Annotated in this window: 20 protein-coding genes; 10 read left to right on the top strand and 10 right to left on the bottom strand. The window is 54.6% G+C overall.

Translation table 11 applies throughout. The annotated features are described in order from the left end of the window. Positions 1-414: 414 nt before the first annotated feature. Positions 415-963: a gamma carbonic anhydrase family protein gene (locus tag CAG65_RS18095; protein ID WP_161454528.1), complete on the top strand. Its 549-nt coding sequence runs from the start codon at positions 415-417 to the stop codon at positions 961-963. Here the strand turns inward: CAG65_RS18095 and CAG65_RS18090 are convergent. From CAG65_RS18090 to CAG65_RS18075, 4 genes are all read right to left on the bottom strand, one after another. Next, positions 956-1,222, bottom strand: a complete 267-nt coding sequence (locus CAG65_RS18090; protein WP_161454527.1) for a DUF1488 domain-containing protein — start codon at positions 1,220-1,222, stop codon at positions 956-958. The two genes, CAG65_RS18095 and CAG65_RS18090, sit on opposite strands and share 8 nt — an antisense overlap. Next, complete coding sequence (gene aroE, locus CAG65_RS18085) at positions 1,222-2,055, bottom strand: shikimate dehydrogenase (protein WP_161454526.1); 834 nt, start codon at positions 2,053-2,055, stop codon at positions 1,222-1,224. Before aroE ends, CAG65_RS18090 begins: the two co-directional genes overlap by 1 nt. 75 nt (positions 2,056-2,130) lie before the next feature. After that, positions 2,131-3,048 (bottom strand): oxygen-dependent coproporphyrinogen oxidase, encoded by a 918-nt coding sequence (hemF, locus tag CAG65_RS18080; RefSeq protein WP_161454525.1) that lies wholly within the window; start codon positions 3,046-3,048, stop codon positions 2,131-2,133. 30 nt (positions 3,049-3,078) lie between these two features. Then, positions 3,079-3,636, bottom strand: a complete 558-nt coding sequence (locus tag CAG65_RS18075) for an L-threonylcarbamoyladenylate synthase (RefSeq protein WP_161454524.1) — start codon at positions 3,634-3,636, stop codon at positions 3,079-3,081. Between the two features lie 212 nt (positions 3,637-3,848). Between CAG65_RS18075 and purE the strand changes: the two genes are divergently transcribed. Continuing rightward, on the top strand, positions 3,849-4,334 hold the full coding sequence (purE, locus tag CAG65_RS18070; protein WP_021706982.1) for a 5-(carboxyamino)imidazole ribonucleotide mutase: 486 nt from the start codon (positions 3,849-3,851) through the stop codon (positions 4,332-4,334). A gap of 4 nt (positions 4,335-4,338) precedes the next feature. Beyond that, the gene (locus CAG65_RS18065) at positions 4,339-5,469 is read left to right on the top strand and encodes a 5-(carboxyamino)imidazole ribonucleotide synthase (RefSeq protein ID WP_161454523.1); all 1,131 of its coding nucleotides are present in this window, start codon (positions 4,339-4,341) and stop codon (positions 5,467-5,469) included. A 26-nt stretch (positions 5,470-5,495) separates the two neighbouring features. On the opposite strand, the gene CAG65_RS18060 is transcribed toward CAG65_RS18065, so the two are convergent. Genes CAG65_RS18060 through CAG65_RS18045 form a run of 4 tightly spaced genes read right to left on the bottom strand, consistent with a single transcriptional unit; the run spans position 5,496 to position 8,484 of the window. After that, positions 5,496-6,062, bottom strand: coding sequence for a DNA topoisomerase family protein (locus tag CAG65_RS18060; RefSeq protein ID WP_021706984.1), 567 nt, complete (start codon positions 6,060-6,062; stop codon positions 5,496-5,498). Between the two features lie 15 nt (positions 6,063-6,077). Beyond that, positions 6,078-6,554 carry a DUF494 family protein gene (locus tag CAG65_RS18055; RefSeq protein WP_021706985.1) on the bottom strand — a complete coding sequence of 159 codons (477 nt, stop codon included), beginning with the start codon at positions 6,552-6,554 and terminating at the stop codon, positions 6,078-6,080. Positions 6,555-6,556: 2 nt separating this feature from the next. Continuing rightward, positions 6,557-7,672 (bottom strand): DNA-processing protein DprA, encoded by a 1,116-nt coding sequence (dprA, locus tag CAG65_RS18050; protein ID WP_161454529.1) that lies wholly within the window; start codon positions 7,670-7,672, stop codon positions 6,557-6,559. Positions 7,673-7,674: 2 nt separating this feature from the next. Next, positions 7,675-8,484 (bottom strand): hypothetical protein, encoded by an 810-nt coding sequence (locus tag CAG65_RS18045; protein WP_161454522.1) that lies wholly within the window; start codon positions 8,482-8,484, stop codon positions 7,675-7,677. Between the two features lie 138 nt (positions 8,485-8,622). Between CAG65_RS18045 and def the strand changes: the two genes are divergently transcribed. The 6 genes from def (at position 8,623) to CAG65_RS18015 (ending at position 14,985) form a co-directional block, all read left to right on the top strand. Then, positions 8,623-9,141, top strand: a complete 519-nt coding sequence (gene def / locus CAG65_RS18040; protein ID WP_237668248.1) for a peptide deformylase — start codon at positions 8,623-8,625, stop codon at positions 9,139-9,141. Positions 9,142-9,163: 22 nt separating this feature from the next. Beyond that, a complete protein-coding gene (gene fmt, locus CAG65_RS18035; protein WP_021706989.1) occupies positions 9,164-10,126 on the top strand; it encodes a methionyl-tRNA formyltransferase in 963 nt (320 codons plus the stop codon). 61 nt (positions 10,127-10,187) lie between these two features. Next, complete coding sequence (rsmB, locus tag CAG65_RS18030; RefSeq protein ID WP_161454520.1) at positions 10,188-11,465, top strand: 16S rRNA (cytosine(967)-C(5))-methyltransferase RsmB; 1,278 nt, start codon at positions 10,188-10,190, stop codon at positions 11,463-11,465. 62 nt (positions 11,466-11,527) lie between these two features. Next, on the top strand, positions 11,528-12,904 hold the full coding sequence (gene trkA, locus CAG65_RS18025) for a Trk system potassium transporter TrkA (protein ID WP_021706991.1): 1,377 nt from the start codon (positions 11,528-11,530) through the stop codon (positions 12,902-12,904). Between the two features lie 9 nt (positions 12,905-12,913). Then, on the top strand, positions 12,914-14,359 hold the full coding sequence (locus tag CAG65_RS18020; RefSeq protein ID WP_021706992.1) for a TrkH family potassium uptake protein: 1,446 nt from the start codon (positions 12,914-12,916) through the stop codon (positions 14,357-14,359). 11 nt (positions 14,360-14,370) lie between these two features. Then, on the top strand, positions 14,371-14,985 hold the full coding sequence (locus tag CAG65_RS18015; RefSeq protein ID WP_161454519.1) for a DUF3157 family protein: 615 nt from the start codon (positions 14,371-14,373) through the stop codon (positions 14,983-14,985). On the opposite strand, the gene trhA is transcribed toward CAG65_RS18015, so the two are convergent. Both trhA and CAG65_RS18005 read right to left on the bottom strand, forming a co-directional pair. Next, positions 14,982-15,632 carry a PAQR family membrane homeostasis protein TrhA gene (trhA, locus tag CAG65_RS18010; RefSeq protein ID WP_161454518.1) on the bottom strand — a complete coding sequence of 217 codons (651 nt, stop codon included), beginning with the start codon at positions 15,630-15,632 and terminating at the stop codon, positions 14,982-14,984. The two genes, CAG65_RS18015 and trhA, sit on opposite strands and share 4 nt — an antisense overlap. Before the next feature lie 88 nt (positions 15,633-15,720). Continuing rightward, positions 15,721-16,509: a sporulation protein gene (locus CAG65_RS18005; protein ID WP_161454517.1), complete on the bottom strand. Its 789-nt coding sequence runs from the start codon at positions 16,507-16,509 to the stop codon at positions 15,721-15,723. A gap of 613 nt (positions 16,510-17,122) precedes the next feature. Here CAG65_RS18005 and CAG65_RS18000 point away from each other — a divergent pair. Beyond that, a complete protein-coding gene (locus CAG65_RS18000; RefSeq protein ID WP_021706996.1) occupies positions 17,123-17,389 on the top strand; it encodes a YihD family protein in 267 nt (88 codons plus the stop codon). The last annotated feature ends 254 nt before the right edge of the window (positions 17,390-17,643 follow it).

The raw sequence follows: 17,643 nt of genomic DNA, 5'->3' as shown, positions 1-17,643 counted from the left end.
CTTCGTATCATTGAAACCTAAGTTGATGTCGAAACATCAATTTGGATTATCATCAACGAGTGCCCACACAGATTGATAGGTTTATATTGTTAAAGAGCTGTTCTTCTTTGTGACTTGCATCACTTCGGAAGAGGCGGTCATTTTAGCGAGATAAAGTTTAGTGTCAACCACTTTTTTCAAACTTTTTTCAAGCATTTCCGCTTGGCTAATTGACCTGCTCACCCGGCTCTGTTTCTTTCGAAGCGTTCCCGTGTCAGCGAGGGGGCATTATAGAGATCGCCGTCACGTTGGCAAGCCCTTTTTCGCGTTTTTTTTGATTTTTTTATTGTTTGCGTATTTTCTATGCAAAGCTCGTCATTTTCATCATTCTTCATAGTCAAAAATGCCATTCTTACCTCTATATAAGGAGAAATTATGAGTGCTTTGCGCAGCTACAAAGGAATTGCTCCCCAAATAGGCGCCCATGTTTACATCGACTCAAGCTCTGTGTTGGTCGGTGACATTACTATCGGCGACGACAGCAGTATCTGGCCGTTCGTTGCCGCCCGTGGTGACATTAATCAGATCCGAATTGGCCAACGCACAAATGTTCAGGATGGCAGCGTCCTGCATGTCACGCATAAGAATAGTGAGAACCCAGACGGTTATCCTCTGATCATTGGCAATGATGTCACTATCGGCCATAAAGTTATGTTACACGGTTGTACCATTGCTGACCGGGTATTGGTCGGGATGGGCGCTATCATCCTGGACGGGGTAATAATAGAAGAGGACGTTATGGTCGGGGCCGGAAGTCTGGTGCCTCCGGGAAAGCGTCTGGAGAGTGGCTACCTGTATGTGGGCAGCCCGGTCAAACAAGCACGTCCACTCAGTGATAAGGAACGCGCCTTCTTACAGAAATCCGCCGATAACTATGTACAGAATAAAAATGACTATCTGACTCAAGTCACCGTCATCAACTGATGATCTCGATCTGGCCGAACGGATTGAACTCTTCATCTTCGATCAAAGCTTCGGCCAACTCTTCCAAATCAAAGCGCAGCCCGGTAAACGCGTCAACTGCCTGTTGTGCTCCACAGACAGGCTGACCGGATAACTTGGCCAACTCACTAGCGGCCACAATGCACTCGATCAACGCGCCCGACTGCTGAGCCGGGAAGACAACCGCCTGGCGCTCTTCGTCCCAGTTCTGTACGTCCGGAAACAAGATTGACTGATTCATTACTGACCTTCCAGGTTCTTTCTTAATTCACGTAAAATTTGCCGGGTGCCAGGACGCAAACCGCGCCACAACATAAAGCTTTCTGCTGCTTGTCCCACCAGCATCCCCAAACCATCATAAGCCGCCACCGCCCCATTATCACTCGCCCATTGATTAAAGGCGGTTTTACCCGCGCCATACATCATATCGTACGCGTAAGTGCTGGGGGTAAAGATGGCCGCCGAAACGGCCGGCAGCTCACCGCTCAGGCTCGCGGAGGTCGAATTGATCACCACATCAAACCCCTGGTCTATCTCTTTCATGGCCACGGCCTTGATCGCACCATAGTGAGAAAACAGCGTGGCCAGCTGTTCGGCTTTGGCAAGGGTACGATTGGTGATGACGATCTCAGCCGGATGTTGGTCAAGCAAAGGCTTGAGCACACCACGTGCCGCACCGCCGGCCCCGATGAGCAAAATACGGGCCCCTTGCAGAGGCACCTGATACTGCAACAAGTCCTGAACCAAGCCTTCGCCATCGGTGTTGTCACCTAAAATGCCGCCATCATCAAGTTTCTTCAGCGTGTTCACGGCACCGGCCAGCTGCGCACGTTCAGTAAGACGAGTAGCAAACTGCACGGCGTCTTCTTTAAATGGCACAGTGACATTACACCCCTTGCCTCCGCTGGCAAAAAACTGACGCGCCGCATCCATAAAGCCATCCACTGGCACTAACTCAGCCGTGTAGGTTAATGGCTGGTTCGTCTGACGGGCAAACAGGGTATGAATAAACGGAGATTTACTGTGTCCGATCGGATTGCCAAATACGGCATAGCGGTCAACTGGTTGAATCATTGTGTTCCTGCCACAAAACGAAAAGGGTCATTGTTACCCAATGACCCTATCACTAACCCTATACAGAAGAAAGTCTTACCAGGCGCGTGGCTTGAGGTAATGCTCATAGAGTTCAGCTTCAGCGCTGCCAGGCTCAACCTGATAACGATATTCCCACCGCGCCAAAGGCGGCATTGACATCAAGATAGACTCGGTCCGGCCCCCACTTTGCAAGCCAAACAGGGTCCCCCGATCGTACACCAGGTTAAATTCCACGTAGCGGCCACGACGATAAAGCTGAAACTCGCGCTCACGTTCACCATATGGTGTGTCTTTGCGCCGCTGCACAATTGGGAGATACGCTTCGGCGTACCCTTCCCCGACAGCTTTGATGTACGCAAAACAGGTCTCAAACGGCCACTGATTCAAATCATCAAAAAACAGACCGCCAATTCCACGGGTCTCATCGCGGTGCGGCAGGAAGAAATAGTTATCACACCAGGCTTTGTGCTCCGCGTACACCTCATCGCCAAACGGTGCACACAGTGCTTTGGCCGTGTCGTGCCAGGAGTGGCAGTCTTGTTCGAAGGGATAGAATGGCGTTAAATCGAAGCCGCCGCCAAACCACCAGATCGGATCTTCGCCTTCTTTTTCAGCAATAAAGAAACGTACGTTGGCGTGTGAGGTCGGCACATAGGGATTGTTGGGGTGCATCACCAACGACACGCCCATCGCTTCGAACCGGCGCCCCGCCAACTCCGGACGATGGGCGGTTGCCGAAGCCGGCATCTGCTGACCCGCAACGTGGGAAAAGTTAACGCCGCCTTGCTCAAACACCGCACCATTTTTCATCACCCGGGTCCGACCACCACCGCCCAGTCGCTCTCCCGGCTCACGATGCCAGGCATCTTCGACAAACACAGCGTGGCCGTCTACCTGCTCTAATTGCTGACAAATCGAATCTTGCAGCTCGATCAGAAACTGCTTCACTGCCTGTTTATCTATGGCTGACATCTTTTTACCTTCCTTTACGACTGCGCAGGGTTAACCCTGTCTTAATATTTGCGATGTTTTTGCGTCACGAATCTCACTCGGTTTGTCACGGCCGCCCGTTTCTCCGTGCAGAATTGCCACCAGTTGCTCGCCCAGTTGTTGCTCAACTTCTTCTGTGGTCATGCACGGCGGCTGACCGCTCAGATTCGCGCTGGTAGAGGTTAACGGTTTTCCAAACGCATCACACATTTTTTGCACCAAAGGATGATCCGTCACACGCACTGCAATTGAATCAAACTGACCCGATACCCAATCCGACACTTTATCGCTGCATGGCATAATCCACGTCACAGGCCCGGGCCATGTGGCGTGAACCTTGTCCAGTTGCTCCGCAGTGAGCTGGGATTCATCAATGTACGGCAGTAATTGGTCGTAACTGGCGGCGATCAAAATCAGGCCTTTTTCTACCGGGCGCTGCTTCAGTTTGAGCAATTTGGCAATCGCTTCCGGGTTATCCGGATCACACCCCACACCGAAAACCCCCTCGGTCGGGTAAGCAATCACTTCCCCCTGGCGGAGTGCATTCAGTGCTTGTTCAAAGTTATCCACCTTAACTTCCTTTCTCTACTTGCGTTGATTTGCGCTAAGTGTACAAACAATCGCTGGCGCTGACTAAAGCAATTTATTTATAGAATGTATCAATCAGCCGAACCACCTCGGCGCAAACGTTTGCCTGAGAGAAAAATCCCCGTATAATGCGCACGCAACTCGTGGAAACCACGAGAGACATCACCTAGATTTGCAGCACGAAGGAGTTAGAGATGAAAGTCGGTATCATCATGGGGTCTCAGTCAGACTGGCCAACAATGAAACTTGCAGCAGAAATGCTCGATCAGTTCGGCGTGGCGTACGAAACCAAAGTGGTTTCCGCCCACCGCACCCCGCACCTGCTGGCCGACTATGCCACCAGCGCCAAACAACGTGGCCTGAAAGTGATCATCGCAGGGGCCGGTGGCGCAGCTCACCTGCCAGGCATGACGGCCGCCTTTACCAGTTTACCGGTTCTGGGTGTGCCGGTTCAGTCGCGTGCGCTGTCCGGTCTCGACTCCCTCTATTCGATTGTACAGATGCCCAAAGGCATCGCGGTCGGCACATTGGCGATTGGTGAAGCCGGTGCGGCGAACGCTGGCCTGCTAGCGGCCCAGATAATCGGTACCTTTGATGACGCTGTCATGGCCAAAGTGGAAGCGTTCCGCAGCGCGCAGACCGAAACGGTACTGGCGAACCCGAACCCGGCCGGAGAGTAACACCATGCACGTACTGGTACTGGGTGCCGGACAACTGGCACGTATGATGTCACTGGCCGGAGCGCCACTCAACATACAGATCACCGCCTTTGATGTGGTCAGCGAAAACATCGTCCATCCACTGACTCAAACCATACTGGGTCATGGCTTGGGCAACGCCATCGAACAAGCAGATGTGATCACCGCTGAGTTTGAACACATTCCCCATGCGGTGCTGGATGCGTGTGAGCGCAGCGGAAAGTTTCTGCCAACCACGCGAGCGATCAAAGCAGGCGGCGATCGACGCCTGGAAAAGGCACTACTGGACACCGCTGGCGTACGCAATGCCAAACACGCCGTGATCACCCAACGCGCCGATTTTGATGCAGCGATTGCTGAAGTGGGTGTGCCGATGGTGCTCAAAACCGCATTGGGCGGCTACGATGGCAAAGGTCAGTGGCGACTGAAAGATAGGCAGCACGCTGAGGCAGTCTGGGCGGAAATGGCGCAGGCTCTGGCCGCCTCAGACCAGCAAGCCATTGTTGCCGAAGAGTTTGTCGCCTTTGATCGCGAAGTTTCCTTAGTGGGCGCCCGCAGCAAAAATGGAGACATCGCGGTGTACCCGCTGGCGGAAAACGTGCATGTCGATGGCGTACTGAGCCTGTCCACCGCCATTGATGCCCCGGAGCTTCAGGCAGAGGCCAAGCAGATGTTCCGTGCCGTGGCCGACAGTCTAAACTACGTTGGGGTGCTGGCACTGGAGTTCTTTGATGTCGGGGGGGCACTGCTGGTGAATGAAATTGCGCCACGCGTACACAACTCCGGCCACTGGACCCAACAAGGTGCGGAAACCTGTCAGTTTGAAAACCATCTGCGTGCAGTGTGTGGCCTGCCACTTGGCAGCACCAAACTGATCCGCGAAACCGCCATGATTAACATTCTTGGTCAGGATCAGGTTCCAGATGCCCTGCTGGCCATGCCGGGTGTGCACGTACACTGGTACGGTAAAGTGCAACGCGCAGGACGCAAAATGGGCCACATTAATGTGTGTGGTGATTACAGTGGTGAGCTACAACGCAGCCTGTGTGCGCTGGCGGATGTACTCGCTCCGGAGCACTATCCGGCGGTCCATGCGTTTGCCAACAAACGGCAGTAAAAAAACGGCGCTTTCGGCGCCGTTTTTTATGCTTCATGCTGCAGGTGCTGGCACTTCCGATTGGCACACTGTCGCCGCACACCACTGACCAGTTTCTTCTCAACCAGCAGCGGGTAATGACACACCTCGCAAACTCCCGCCAACGGCGGTTGGTTCACAGCAAATTTGCATTTAGGGTAATGGTCACAGGCGTAGAACAGCTTACCGAAACGAGTTTTGCGCTCTACCAGATGCCCCTTGCCACACTCTGGACAACCAAACTGCGCTGACTCCGCCTGCGGAGGTTTGTCTGGAGATTCAATATGGTGACATTGAGGGTAGGCACTGCAGCCAATGAACATCCCGTAACGTCCCTGCCGCAGAACCAGTTCACTGCCGCACTCAGGACACGGCACACCCAGTTCTTTAACAATGTGACCATCATTCTGGTGCAACGGACGGAGGTAATCACAAGCTGGGTAATGCGAGCAGCCAAGAAAGGCGCCATGTTTTCCATGGCGCAATTGCAATTTTCCACCACAGACCGGGCACGGCTCGTGCTCCAGTGCATGTTCATGGGCGGAAAACAGTTTGTCGTCGATTTTGTTACTCATAGCCAGGCGAAGAACTCAGTGCAGAATACCCTGCTCTTTGGTGTACAACAGCTCTTCCATTAGCGTATAGGCATTTTCATTCCCCGGTACATTGAACAGCACCATCAGAATGATCCATTTGAGGTCATCCAGCTCAAACTCGTGGGTTTCCAATCCCATCACCCGGTCAATCACCATCTCGCGGGTTTCACTGGTCAACACTTTAATTTGCTCCAGGAACAGAAGAAAACCCCGGCACTCCAGATCCAGACGCTCCATCTCTTTCGGCGTATAAATACGCGACGATGTTGCGGCACTGGTGGCGATCGCAGAATGCGTATCGCTCTGTTGCAACGCGGCCAAATCCTCTAACCATTGGAGAGCCTTATAAATATCTTTCTGGTGAAACCCGGCACGAAGCAGTTCTTCTTCCAGTTCGTCCTGGTCCACCTGTAACTCTGCATCGCTATGGATGTAGGTTTCGAACAAATACATCAGTATGTCCATCATCATAGCTAGCCCCTCCCCTTACGAATATAGCCACCTGTAACTGCAACAACGTGCCCTGAGAGCTCTAGCTCCAGGAGCTGCATCATGACTTCATGCACAGGTATATTGGTCCTGTTTGCAAGAATATCAACTGGTGTCGCCTCATTCCCTACGTTAGCTAACAGCTCGGCAAATGGCAATTCTTCTCTGCTGTCATTTTGCGTAAACAGCGCCGGCTGTGGGTACGGGCTTTGAGACACAGACCAGTTTACCAAGTTCTCTATTTCATCTAAGACGTCTTTTGCACTTTGCACAAGGCAAGCACCGTTTTTTATCAGTTGGTTACCACCGCGACTGGTCGGGCTGTGAATCGATCCTGGCAAGGCAAACACATCCCTGCCCTGCTCGGCCGCATAGCGTGCCGTGATCAAAGAGCCACTTTTTTCTGCGGCTTCCACCACCAGCACCCCAACCGACAAACCGCTAATGATCCGGTTACGGCGCGGAAAATGCTCAGCGCGAGGTTTGGCATCCGGACGAAACTCCGACACCAACGCACCTTGCTCACGGATACGCTCGGCCAGTTTTCGATGCCGGGCCGGATAAAGGTGTTGTAGACCACTGCCAAGCACCGCCACCGTCTCACCATCGCCCAATAAAGCACCATCGTGCGCATGCCCGTCGATGCCAAGCGCCAGCCCGCTGGTGACAACCAGTCCATGCCGGCTGAACTCCGTCGCAAAGGCCTTGGCGCATGCCAGCCCGTCCACACTGGCATTACGGCTTCCCACCATCGCCAATTGAGGCTCAGCCAAACAGGCCAGCCTGCCCGACACAAACAACTGGGGAGGCGGTGACGGAACCTGTTTCAGCAGCGCCGGATACGCCGCGCACTGACTGGTCAAAATATGCCGGTCTGCACTTTGTGCTCGCCACTCCAGGCACGACAGTGCGATCGCCGGTGCCTGGTGGTGTAAAAAGCGGATTTGCTCCGGACTCAGCCCCAGCGCGGCCAGCTCTGCCGAGCAAAGGTTCACCAGTGCCTGCGGACTGGCTCTGGCCAGCAGATGACTCAGGCCACGGCTACCCAGTTTGGGCACCGCGGTAAGAGTCAGCCAAGCCAACAGCTCAGCATCACTCACGGTTACCATGCAACCACCCGTGTCGCCTGACTAACCGGCGCCACACTGTCGGTGATCAGCGCCAAAGCAAAGGGGGATTTGACCTGAGTGACCATCAACTGCCCGATGGCACGTTCGGGCAGCGTCCATGCCAGTTCATCCAATTGGGCCCCCGGTTGAGACAATCCTAGCCGCTGGCCGGCTTGTAAGGTCGTTCCCTCTTGTTGACGAAGTATCAGCCATTGCCCAGCGTCCAGATAACGCCGCCCGTCAAGGCTGCTGACGATCACCACGTCGGGGTTCATCTGCACACTTTGTCCTGGCTGCAAGCGCGATGCGGTGCGAAAGGGCAGTGCAATGTCCCCCGCACGCACTTCCTGTTGCAGCCATCCAAGTTGCAGCACACTGAACGCGGTGTGCGATGCCGTCAGTCGCGCGTTGGCCACCTGACGCAGCGCCACGACCTCGGCCTCGGCCTCAGCGAACGCGACACGCTGCATCGGCCGCCAAATCGACCAGTGCAATTCGGTATGCTGCCCTGCCAGCGCAATCACATGCGCACTGGTTAAGTAATCACGTGCCTCACTGCCGCCGACCACCAAAGGCGCCGCGGCAAACTGATCCGCACTCAGCAGCCGGGCCGTGCCCCACTCAGGCGGCGCATCGGCCAGTCCATCGCCACGGCTCGCCACCGGAAGCACTCGTACCTGAGGACGGACTGTGACTATCTGAATAGTATCCGGTGGCGATAACGGCTCGTCCGCCATCACAGGCCAGGTGATACTGGTCAGCCCCAGCCAGATAAGGGAAAAGTAACGAAAAAGTCGCAACATGACCTGATTTCCTTGGTCTTGATAGGAATAGAGGAAGGATTAATCACGCCGGAATGCTGTCATTTGGGTGGTAAAATGTCTAGAATTGAGCCAACGAGGTTTAGCCTGATTCGGCACAGTTCAACAATTCGAGTGTATATGTCTGTATTACAAGTATTAACATTCCCGGATGATCGCCTGCGTACTGTCGCGAAGCCAGTAGAGCAAGTGACTCCTGAGATTCAAAAAATCGTCGATGACATGTTGGAAACCATGTACGACGAAGAAGGTATTGGTCTGGCGGCCACTCAGGTGGACATCCACCAACGCATCGTCGTGATCGATATTTCAGAGACCCGCGATCAGCCAATGGTGTTGATCAACCCAGAAATTCTGGAAAAACGCGGCGAAGACGGCATTGAAGAAGGCTGTCTGTCTGTCCCTGGCGCACGTGCTCTGGTTCCCCGCGCGGCAGAAGTAACGGTCCGAGCCCTAAACCGCGAGGGCGAAGAGTACACCTTTGAGGCGGACGATCTGCTGGCCATTTGTGTTCAGCACGAACTCGACCACCTGATGGGCAAGCTGTTTGTCGACTACCTGTCACCGCTGAAACGCAAACGCATTCAGGACAAGCTGGCCAAAATTAAACGCTTTAACGACAAGCAACAAAACGCTTAATCACACTGACAGGAGCCAGATCTTGAGCAAGCCATTACGAATTGTCTTCGCTGGTACTCCGGACTTCGCCGCCCGTCATCTGGCGGCGTTGTTGTCTTCGGAGCACGACGTCATCGCAGTGTACACCAACCCGGATCGCCCAGCAGGCCGTGGTAAAAAGCTGGCGGCGCCACCGGTCAAACAGCTGGCACTGGAACACAACCTGCCCGTTTACCAACCGGAAAGCCTCAAGTCCGAACAGGCCCAGCAGGAGCTGGCGGCGCTGAACGCGGACATCATGGTGGTGGTCGCCTATGGCATGCTACTGCCACAAGTGGTGCTCGATACCCCCAAACTGGGCTGCATCAACGTCCACGGCTCCATTTTGCCCCGCTGGCGCGGCGCGGCGCCCATCCAGCGCTCGATCTGGGCCGGCGATGCCGAAACCGGCGTCACCATCATGCAGATGGACATCGGCCTGGACACCGGCGACATGCTGTTGACCGCCACGTTGCCGATCGAAAGTCACGACACCAGTGCTTCCATGTATGACAAGCTGGCCGTGCTCGGCCCGCAAGCACTGACGAACTGCCTGAGCGATATCGCAGCCGGTCGCGCGGTTGCCACCCAACAAGATGAAACGCTGGCCAACTACGCCAAAAAACTCAGCAAAGAAGAAGCGCGTATCAACTGGCATGACAGCGCTGAGCATATTGAACGCTGCGTGCGTGCTTTCAATCCTTGGCCGATGAGCCACTTTGAAGCCGAAGGCAACAGCATCAAAGTATGGCAAAGTCGCGTTGAGCCACAACACAGTGAGCAGCCAGCCGGGACGATTCTTCGCGCCGACAAACACGGCATTCAGGTTGCCACCGGCCAGGGCACACTGGTGCTGGAGCAGTTGCAAATTCCGGGTAAAAAAGCCCTGCCAGTGCAGGACATACTCAATGCCCGGGCCAACTGGTTTGAAGTCGGCACACGCCTGAGCTCGCCAGAGCAAAACTAACTTTTTATTGATCAGAACTTTTTTGAGGGCAGAGATGCCCTCCTATTTTTATGGTGACCCTATGAATGTTCGTGCTGCCGCTGCCAACGTCCTGTTTCAGGTAGTTGATAAAGGCCAGTCTCTGTCCACCGCCCTTCCCGCTGCCCAGCAGACCATCAAACCCCGTGACCACGCTTTATTGCAAGAGATCTGTTACGGCGCATTGCGTTACCTGCCCCGATTGGAATCGATCGCGGGTGAGCTGATGGATAAGCCGCTCAAAGGCAAACAACGAGTGTTTCATCACCTGATCCTGGTTGGCATTTACCAACTGAGCTTTATGCGTATCCCGGCACACGCCGCTGTTGGTGAAACCGTCGAAGGGACCAAAGCACTCAAAGGCCCACGCCTGCGTGGCCTGATCAACGCGGTTTTGCGTAACTATCAGCGCAATCAAGAGCAGTTGGATGCGTTGGCGATCAGCCATGATGCGGGCAAATACGGTCACCCGGGCTGGCTGCTTAAACTGTTGCAACACGCCTACCCGCAGCAATGGCAAAGCATCGTCGACGCCAACAACAGCAAAGCTCCGATGTGGCTACGAGTCAACCGCCAGCATCACAGCCGGGACGAATACCTGACATTGCTGGAGCAGGAACAGATCGAATGCACCCTGCACCCACAAGCGCAGGATGCCATCAAACTGGCTGCTCCGCGCGACGTGTTCACTCTGCCTGGTTTTGAACAGGGCTGGGTGTCGGTGCAAGATGCGGCGGCGCAATTGTTGGTGAACTATCTCACCCCAGAGAACGGCGAGCTGATCCTCGACTGCTGTGCCGCTCCAGGCGGCAAAACGGCCCATATTCTCGAACACAGCCAGGCTCAAGTGGTGGCGATTGACTGCGATGACACCCGTCTTAAACGGGTGCACGAGAACCTCAAACGCCTCAAGCTTGAAGCACAGGTTATTTGCGGCGACGCACGAAATCCGCAACAGTGGTGGCAAGGTGAACAGTTTGATCGCATTCTACTCGATGCGCCGTGTTCCGCGACGGGCGTCATTCGTCGTCACCCGGACATCAAATGGTTGCGCCGCGCTGACGATATCGAGGCACTGGCCGCACTGCAAAGTGAGATCCTGGATGCGATGTGGCAGCAGTTGAAACCCGGTGGTACGCTGGTTTACGCCACCTGTTCGATCACTCCACAAGAGAACAGCCAACAGGTGAAAGCGTTTCTTGCCCGTACCGCAGACGCAACATTGCTGGGCTCAGATCCCGAACAGCCCGGACGTCAAATCCTGCCTGGCGAAGAGGACATGGACGGATTTTATTACGCCGTCCTGACCAAGGCGGCGTAACAACAGGACATATTCAGCGGCCCAATGTGGCCGCTATTCAGTGGTAAACAAGAGAAAACCATATGAAAATCATCATTCTTGGTGCAGGTCAGGTCGGTGGTACTCTGGCGGAAAACCTGGTCGGTGAAAACAACGACATCACCATCGTCGACCAAAACAGCGATCGCCTGCGCGAGTTGCAAGACAAATACGATTTACGGGTCGTGAACGGCCACGCCAGCCATCCGGATGTGTTGCGTGAAGCCGGCGCTCAGGATGCCGACATGCTGGTGGCCGTCACCAACACCGATGAGGCCAATATGGCCGCCTGTCAGGTGGCGTTTTCTCTGTTTAACACCCCTAATCGGGTCGCTCGCATCCGCTCCCCCGAATATCTGGCCGAAAAAGAGGCCTTGTTCCAGTCGGGGGCGGTACCGGTCGATCACCTGATTGCCCCTGAAGAGCTGGTGACCAGCTACATTGAACGACTGATCCAGTATCCGGGCGCGCTGCAGGTGGTCAGTTTTGCCGATCAGAAAGTCAGTCTGGTGGCGGTGAAAGCCTATTACGGTGGCCCGCTGGTGGGTAACGCCCTGTCTGCGCTGCGCGAACACATGCCACACATCGATACCCGGGTGGCGGCGATTTTTCGTCAGGGACGGCCTATCCGTCCGCAAGGCACCACCATCATCGAAGCCGATGACGAAGTGTTCTTTGTTGCGGCCAGTAACCACATCCGTTCGGTCATGAGTGAGCTGCAACGGCTGGAAAAACCGTATCGCCGCATCATGATCGTCGGCGGAGGCAACATCGGTGCCAGTTTGTCGCGCCGCCTTGAGCAGACGTACAGCATCAAACTGATCGAGCGTAATTATCAGCGCGCGGAGCAGTTGTCTGAAGAGCTGGAGAACACCATTGTTTTTTGTGGCGATGCGGCCGATCAGGAATTACTGACCGAAGAAAACATCGATCAGGTGGATGTCTTTATCGCCCTGACCAACGAAGACGAGACTAACATCATGTCGGCCATGCTGGCCAAGCGCATGGGCGCCAAGAAAGTAATGGTGCTTATCCAGCGCGGTGCTTATGTCGATCTGGTGCAAGGTGGCGTGATTGACGTCGCGATTTCTCCCCAACAGGCGACCATTTCCGCCCTGCTGACTCATGTTCGCCGCGCCGACATCGTCAACGTTTCCTCGCTGCGCCGCGGCGCGGCCGAAGCGATCGAAGCCATTGCCCACGGCGATGAAACCACCTCCAAAGTGGTTGGCCGGGCCATCGGCGACATCAAACTCCCTCCCGGCACCACCATCGGAGCGATTGTACGGGGCGATGAAGTATTGATCGCCCATGACCGGACCGTGATTGAACAAGACGATCACGTGGTGATGTTCCTGGTCGACAAAAAATACGTTCCGGACGTGGAAGCCCTGTTCCAGCCAAGCCCCTTCTTCCTGTAGGTCGGTGGCATGGTCAACTTTCGTCCCGTTCTGTTTGTCATCGGGCTGGTGCTCTCGAAACTGGCCCTGTTTATGTATGTGCCGACACTGGTGGCATTTATCACAGGCACCGACGGTTTTATCGACTTTGGTCAGGCGGTGATCATCACCCACCTGGCGGCGTTTATCTGTCTGTCGGTTGGGCGCACGGCTCAGTTTAAGCTCAGCGTGCGCGACATGTTTCTGATCACCAGTCTGGTGTGGACCATTGCCAGTGCCTTTGCGGCGCTGCCGTTCGTCTTTATCAACCACATCAGCTTTACCGACGCCTATTTTGAAACCATGTCCGGCATCACCACCACCGGTTCGACAGTACTCAGTGGCCTGGACAATATGGCGCCGAGCATTCTGCTGTGGCGCTCGATTCTGCAATGGCTTGGTGGGGTCGGCTTTATCGTTATGGCGGTGGCGATCCTGCCAATGCTGAACGTCGGGGGGATGCGACTGTTCCAGACCGAATCGTCCGACTGGTCCGACAAAAGCAGTCCACGGGCCAAAACCGTGGCAAAAAATATCGTCGCGGTGTACCTGATCCTGACGCTGCTGTGCATGCTGGGGTATCTGCTGACCGGCATGACCCCGTTTGAAGCGATCAATCACGCCTTTACTACGCTCTCAACCGGCGGGTATTCGACCTCCGACGGCTCGATGAACCACTTCTCCAAAGGCGCACACTGGATTGGCACTTTGTTTATGTTCCTGGGAGGATTGCCGTTTCTGCTGTTTGTTGCTGCGCTGCGCAAACGCAAGCCTCAACTGTTGTTCAACGATGCCCAGGTGCGCGGTTTTGCCTATCTGTTTCTTACCGCCAGCCTGATCGTCGCCGCCTGGCTGTGTCTGCGCGATGGTTATACCGTGCTGGATGCGCTGCGCGTCGCCATGTTTAATATCGTATCGGTGCTGACCACCACAGGCTATGGCCTGGGCGACTTTACCGCCTGGGGTGCACTGCCGACCACCATGTTTGCGTTTCTGATGATGGTCGGCGCCTGCTCCGGCTCGACGTCCGGCGGGATCAAAATCTTCCGCTTTCAGATCGCCACCAGCATGCTGCACAAACAGATGATGAAACTGATCCACCCATCGGGCGTATTTGTACAGCGTTACAATCAGCGCCCGGTGAATGAAGATATTATCCGTTCAGTGGTGGCGTTCGGTCTGACGTATTTTATGACCATCATTGTGATTGCCGGCGGATTGAGTGCCATGGGCTTGGATCCGATCACCAGTATTTCCGGCTCGATCACTGCGGTGGCCAATGTCGGCCCGGGTATGGGGCCAGTGATTGGCCCGACTGGCAACTTTGCCCCGCTGCCGGATGCGGCGAAATGGCTACTCAGCCTCGGCATGTTAATGGGACGACTGGAGATTCTCACCTTGCTGGTGCTGTTTTTTCCGGCCTTCTGGAAACGTTAAGGAACCCAATCATGAAACACTGGATTGCTCTGACTGGCCTGATCGCCAGCACTTCAACCCTGGCGGCTCAGGTCGTCACACTCGAGGATGGCCGTCAGGTCCGACTCAACGATGATTTTACCTGGCAGTATATGGTCAAGGACACGGCGCCAACCGACGCCACACCAGTGGTCGCCGCCGCGATCGCCACCTCGGCCAGTGTCGCTGAGGCAACCCCAGCCGCCAACCTGGTGACGGCCAAAGCCATTCCGCTTGCCGACCGCCACGTAGGGACGCTGGTAACCCCTGGCGCAGACAAGCCGACACTGCAGTTGTCCGATTCCGGCGTGAGTGTGCTGCTGGGCGCCGCCCAGTATCAAGACGGGCAGCTGGTGATTCCGACGTCCATCACCAACCAGCAAATCTCGCAGTCGGTGATTTTAATCAATCTCGAGCTGGTGATCGCCGATGCCAACGGGCAGGTATTGACGACCGAGACCCTGCCGGTGTGGCAGTCAATCAAACGCATGGCAGACACCTACCTGCGTCCGAGACAATCGGCTGACGGTCGCCTCATCAAGCTCAAGGTGCCTCAGGCTGAGCAGTATCAAATCAGTGCGAAAATCGTGGAAGTGACGACCCGTTAAATCGGGACAACGTAGAAATAAATGGCCAAAAAGTGACAGGCGCAGCCCGCCAGCACAAACCCATGCCAGATGGCGTGGTTAAACGGGATGCGCTTGGCCACATAAAAAACCACCCCCAGCGAATAGATGATCCCGCCAGCGGCCAGCAAAGTCAGGCCACCCACATCCAGATTAAGCGCCAGTTGATAAATCACCACCAGGGATAACCATCCCATCAGCAGATAGGTAATCAGGGACAAACGTTTAAAGCGGTAGACAAACGCCAGCTTCATCACGATCCCTACCAGAGCGATACTCCAGATCACGATCATCAGCCCAATCGCCAGCGGCGTGCGCAGACTGACTAACAGGAACGGGGTATAACTGCCGGCGATCAGCAGATAAATGGCACAATGATCGAAGGTTTTCAGCGCCCGCTTGGCGCTTTGATGCGGGATTGCATGATACAGAGTCGACGCCAGAAACAGCACGATCATGCTGCCGCCGTAAATACTCATGCTGGTGATGGTCAGCGCGTCGGCGCCCATCTCCAGCGATTTAAGCAGCAGCAACACCAGACCGACGATGCCGAGAACCATGCCGATCCCGTGAGTGACGGCATTGGCAATCTCTTCTCGTAGGCTGTACGCCGTGTGGTTGGATGACATTTTAAGCCTTACTCTGGAGTCTAAAAAACATGCTCCAGAGTATGGCATATTAAGCGAACACCTGTAAGCTTAAAGTTTGAAATTACGGTTACGACGTCTGTTCAAGAAACGCCAGAACCTGCTTACCCGCTTGATCGGGCTCGGTGCCAGCGGCAATACTCAACTGGCGTTTGAGCTGATTCGAGCCCAGCAAGGATGCCATCAGACCCCGTCCGCCACTGCGGTTACGATCGATTTCAAACCACAGCTTCAGCTCGTCCTCCTCGCGATAAGCCACAATTTCCAATTCCCGCCAGCGGCCATGATACGGCCCGGTGGTCGGCACAAACTCAAACTCCTGCACAAACGGCAGCGCAAAACCTTTGGCGGCCTCACACTCCACCTGACGAATCCGCAGCCCCTGCGCTTCCAGCTCAGTAAAAATACCGTCGATCAGTGGATCCGGGCGCACGGTTAACATGTCTTTGTCACTCGGGTCGACCGCCATCGCAATATCGAGCCCGGTTTCCAGCCACACTTTGGCATCTCCGATGGTGACGGGTGTGTTCCACGGTACATCCAGCTCGACCTCAAAATCGCGTGTCTCACCCGGATGAATGGTAAACGCGTACGGCAGGCTCCAGTGCGCCAATTGGTGCGTGCGTTTGACCCGCTGCATCTGACCGCCGCCGTTTTCCCGGTTGAGCGGCTCCTCGTCGATGTAACGGCAGCACAATTTGAGCTCAATGTTGTCGATCTCCTGTTGTGACGCACCACCATACACATGAATGGTGATGTTGACCGTCTGCCCCGGATACAACACTTCCTGGCGCAGCACCGAGTCGACTTTCGCTGAGCCGATACCAAAACTGGCGAGGGTTTTCTTGAAAAACGACATACACACCTCCTTGAATAAGGCCCATAGTAATCTGTCTTTTCCCTGAAACTCAAATCCGAAAGTGACAGGCTCCCGGATGAGATCACCAACATACACCCGGACGTCGCCCGGGTATATACACCAAATGGATTGATTAAATGTCGATCAATTCAACGGAAGCTGCTAATCTATTCGCGATATGCATGCATATCATTATTCCTGGCTGATTAATTGGATCGGCGAACGCCAGAAAGAGCCAAACTTCAACGTGTTTGAAGCCCAACTCATGGTCAGCCAGGCCATTCATTTGGCAATGGATATGCCTGACAGTTAGGTAAGTTAATGCGCCCAACAACCGTCAGGTTCTCGCAAACAAACCGCAGTGCAATGCGTCGTCGTAGTGGTTTCGCGGCTGCTCCGACTAGCAAAAAAACAGCGCCTGCGATGACTTTAGTTGAGCAGACTGCGCTTGCAGCCCCTGCGCCAAATAAAGTCGTTAAAGCGGCATAAGTCAAAAGCGCAGCTTCCACTGCGCTTTTTTATTGCCCGTCCGTCTCGCTCCTCCCCATAGTTGGTGTTCCTCGCCGGATCTGATACCTTACGACAAAGACCTATAAATTGTGTGGAGAACGTTATGCAATGCCATCGTATCGAAGAACTGGTTGAGCTGTTGCAACCCGAATGGCTCAAGGATCAGGAACTCAATTTGATGCAATTCATCGCCAAACTGGCCGCTGAAGCCGGTTATCAGGGCCCGCTTGAGGCACTGACCGATGACGTGCTCATCTATCACCTGAAAATGCGCAACAGCGGCAAAAACGAGATGATTCCAGGGCTGAAAAAAGACCAAGAAGACGATTTCAAAACCGCGATTTTGCGCGCTCGCGGGATCATCGATTGACCACGAAAACTGATTGACTGACAAGGCGACCTCGGGTCGCCTTGTTGCCATCTGATCGGAGATTTATTGCCAAAACTGTAGCGATCTTTGTTGTTAAAGGTTGATAGCGTTAAAGAAATGAAATTGTTATTGGTTGTATAATCGCCGTCCATAAGAATTTACTAAAATATTTAAAGCCCGGGCTGATTTTAGCGCCGCGGCACTGAAGCCATGTCACCGGAGCGGAATCGGCAGAAATTTCGCCCAGAGCTCAA

This window comes from Vibrio sp. V39_P1S14PM300 (assembly GCF_009904765.1).
Taxonomy (GTDB): Bacteria; Pseudomonadota; Gammaproteobacteria; order Enterobacterales; family Vibrionaceae; genus Vibrio; species Vibrio proteolyticus.
This window is presented reverse-complemented; position numbering and strand designations above follow the sequence as displayed.

Excerpts from the sequence above, each read along its gene's own strand:
- CAG65_RS18000 (WP_021706996.1), top strand. The coding sequence starts at position 17,123 with ATGCAATGCCATCGTATCGAAGAACTGGTTGAGCTGTTGCAACCCGAA.
- aroE (WP_161454526.1), bottom strand. The coding sequence starts at position 2,055 with ATGATTCAACCAGTTGACCGCTATGCCGTATTTGGCAATCCGATCGGA.
- CAG65_RS18015 (WP_161454519.1), top strand. The coding sequence starts at position 14,371 with ATGAAACACTGGATTGCTCTGACTGGCCTGATCGCCAGCACTTCAACC.
- CAG65_RS18055 (WP_021706985.1), bottom strand. The coding sequence starts at position 6,554 with ATGATGATGGACATACTGATGTATTTGTTCGAAACCTACATCCATAGC.
- CAG65_RS18095 (WP_161454528.1), top strand. The coding sequence starts at position 415 with ATGAGTGCTTTGCGCAGCTACAAAGGAATTGCTCCCCAAATAGGCGCC.
- trhA (WP_161454518.1), bottom strand. The coding sequence starts at position 15,632 with ATGTCATCCAACCACACGGCGTACAGCCTACGAGAAGAGATTGCCAAT.
- hemF (WP_161454525.1), bottom strand. The coding sequence starts at position 3,048 with ATGTCAGCCATAGATAAACAGGCAGTGAAGCAGTTTCTGATCGAGCTG.
- CAG65_RS18090 (WP_161454527.1), bottom strand. The coding sequence starts at position 1,222 with ATGAATCAGTCAATCTTGTTTCCGGACGTACAGAACTGGGACGAAGAG.
- CAG65_RS18045 (WP_161454522.1), bottom strand. The coding sequence starts at position 8,484 with ATGTTGCGACTTTTTCGTTACTTTTCCCTTATCTGGCTGGGGCTGACC.
- CAG65_RS18005 (WP_161454517.1), bottom strand. The coding sequence starts at position 16,509 with ATGTCGTTTTTCAAGAAAACCCTCGCCAGTTTTGGTATCGGCTCAGCG.
- def (WP_237668248.1), top strand. The coding sequence starts at position 8,623 with ATGTCTGTATTACAAGTATTAACATTCCCGGATGATCGCCTGCGTACT.
- rsmB (WP_161454520.1), top strand. The coding sequence starts at position 10,188 with ATGAATGTTCGTGCTGCCGCTGCCAACGTCCTGTTTCAGGTAGTTGAT.
- trkA (WP_021706991.1), top strand. The coding sequence starts at position 11,528 with ATGAAAATCATCATTCTTGGTGCAGGTCAGGTCGGTGGTACTCTGGCG.
- CAG65_RS18020 (WP_021706992.1), top strand. The coding sequence starts at position 12,914 with ATGGTCAACTTTCGTCCCGTTCTGTTTGTCATCGGGCTGGTGCTCTCG.
- CAG65_RS18065 (WP_161454523.1), top strand. The coding sequence starts at position 4,339 with ATGCACGTACTGGTACTGGGTGCCGGACAACTGGCACGTATGATGTCA.
- purE (WP_021706982.1), top strand. The coding sequence starts at position 3,849 with ATGAAAGTCGGTATCATCATGGGGTCTCAGTCAGACTGGCCAACAATG.
- CAG65_RS18060 (WP_021706984.1), bottom strand. The coding sequence starts at position 6,062 with ATGAGTAACAAAATCGACGACAAACTGTTTTCCGCCCATGAACATGCA.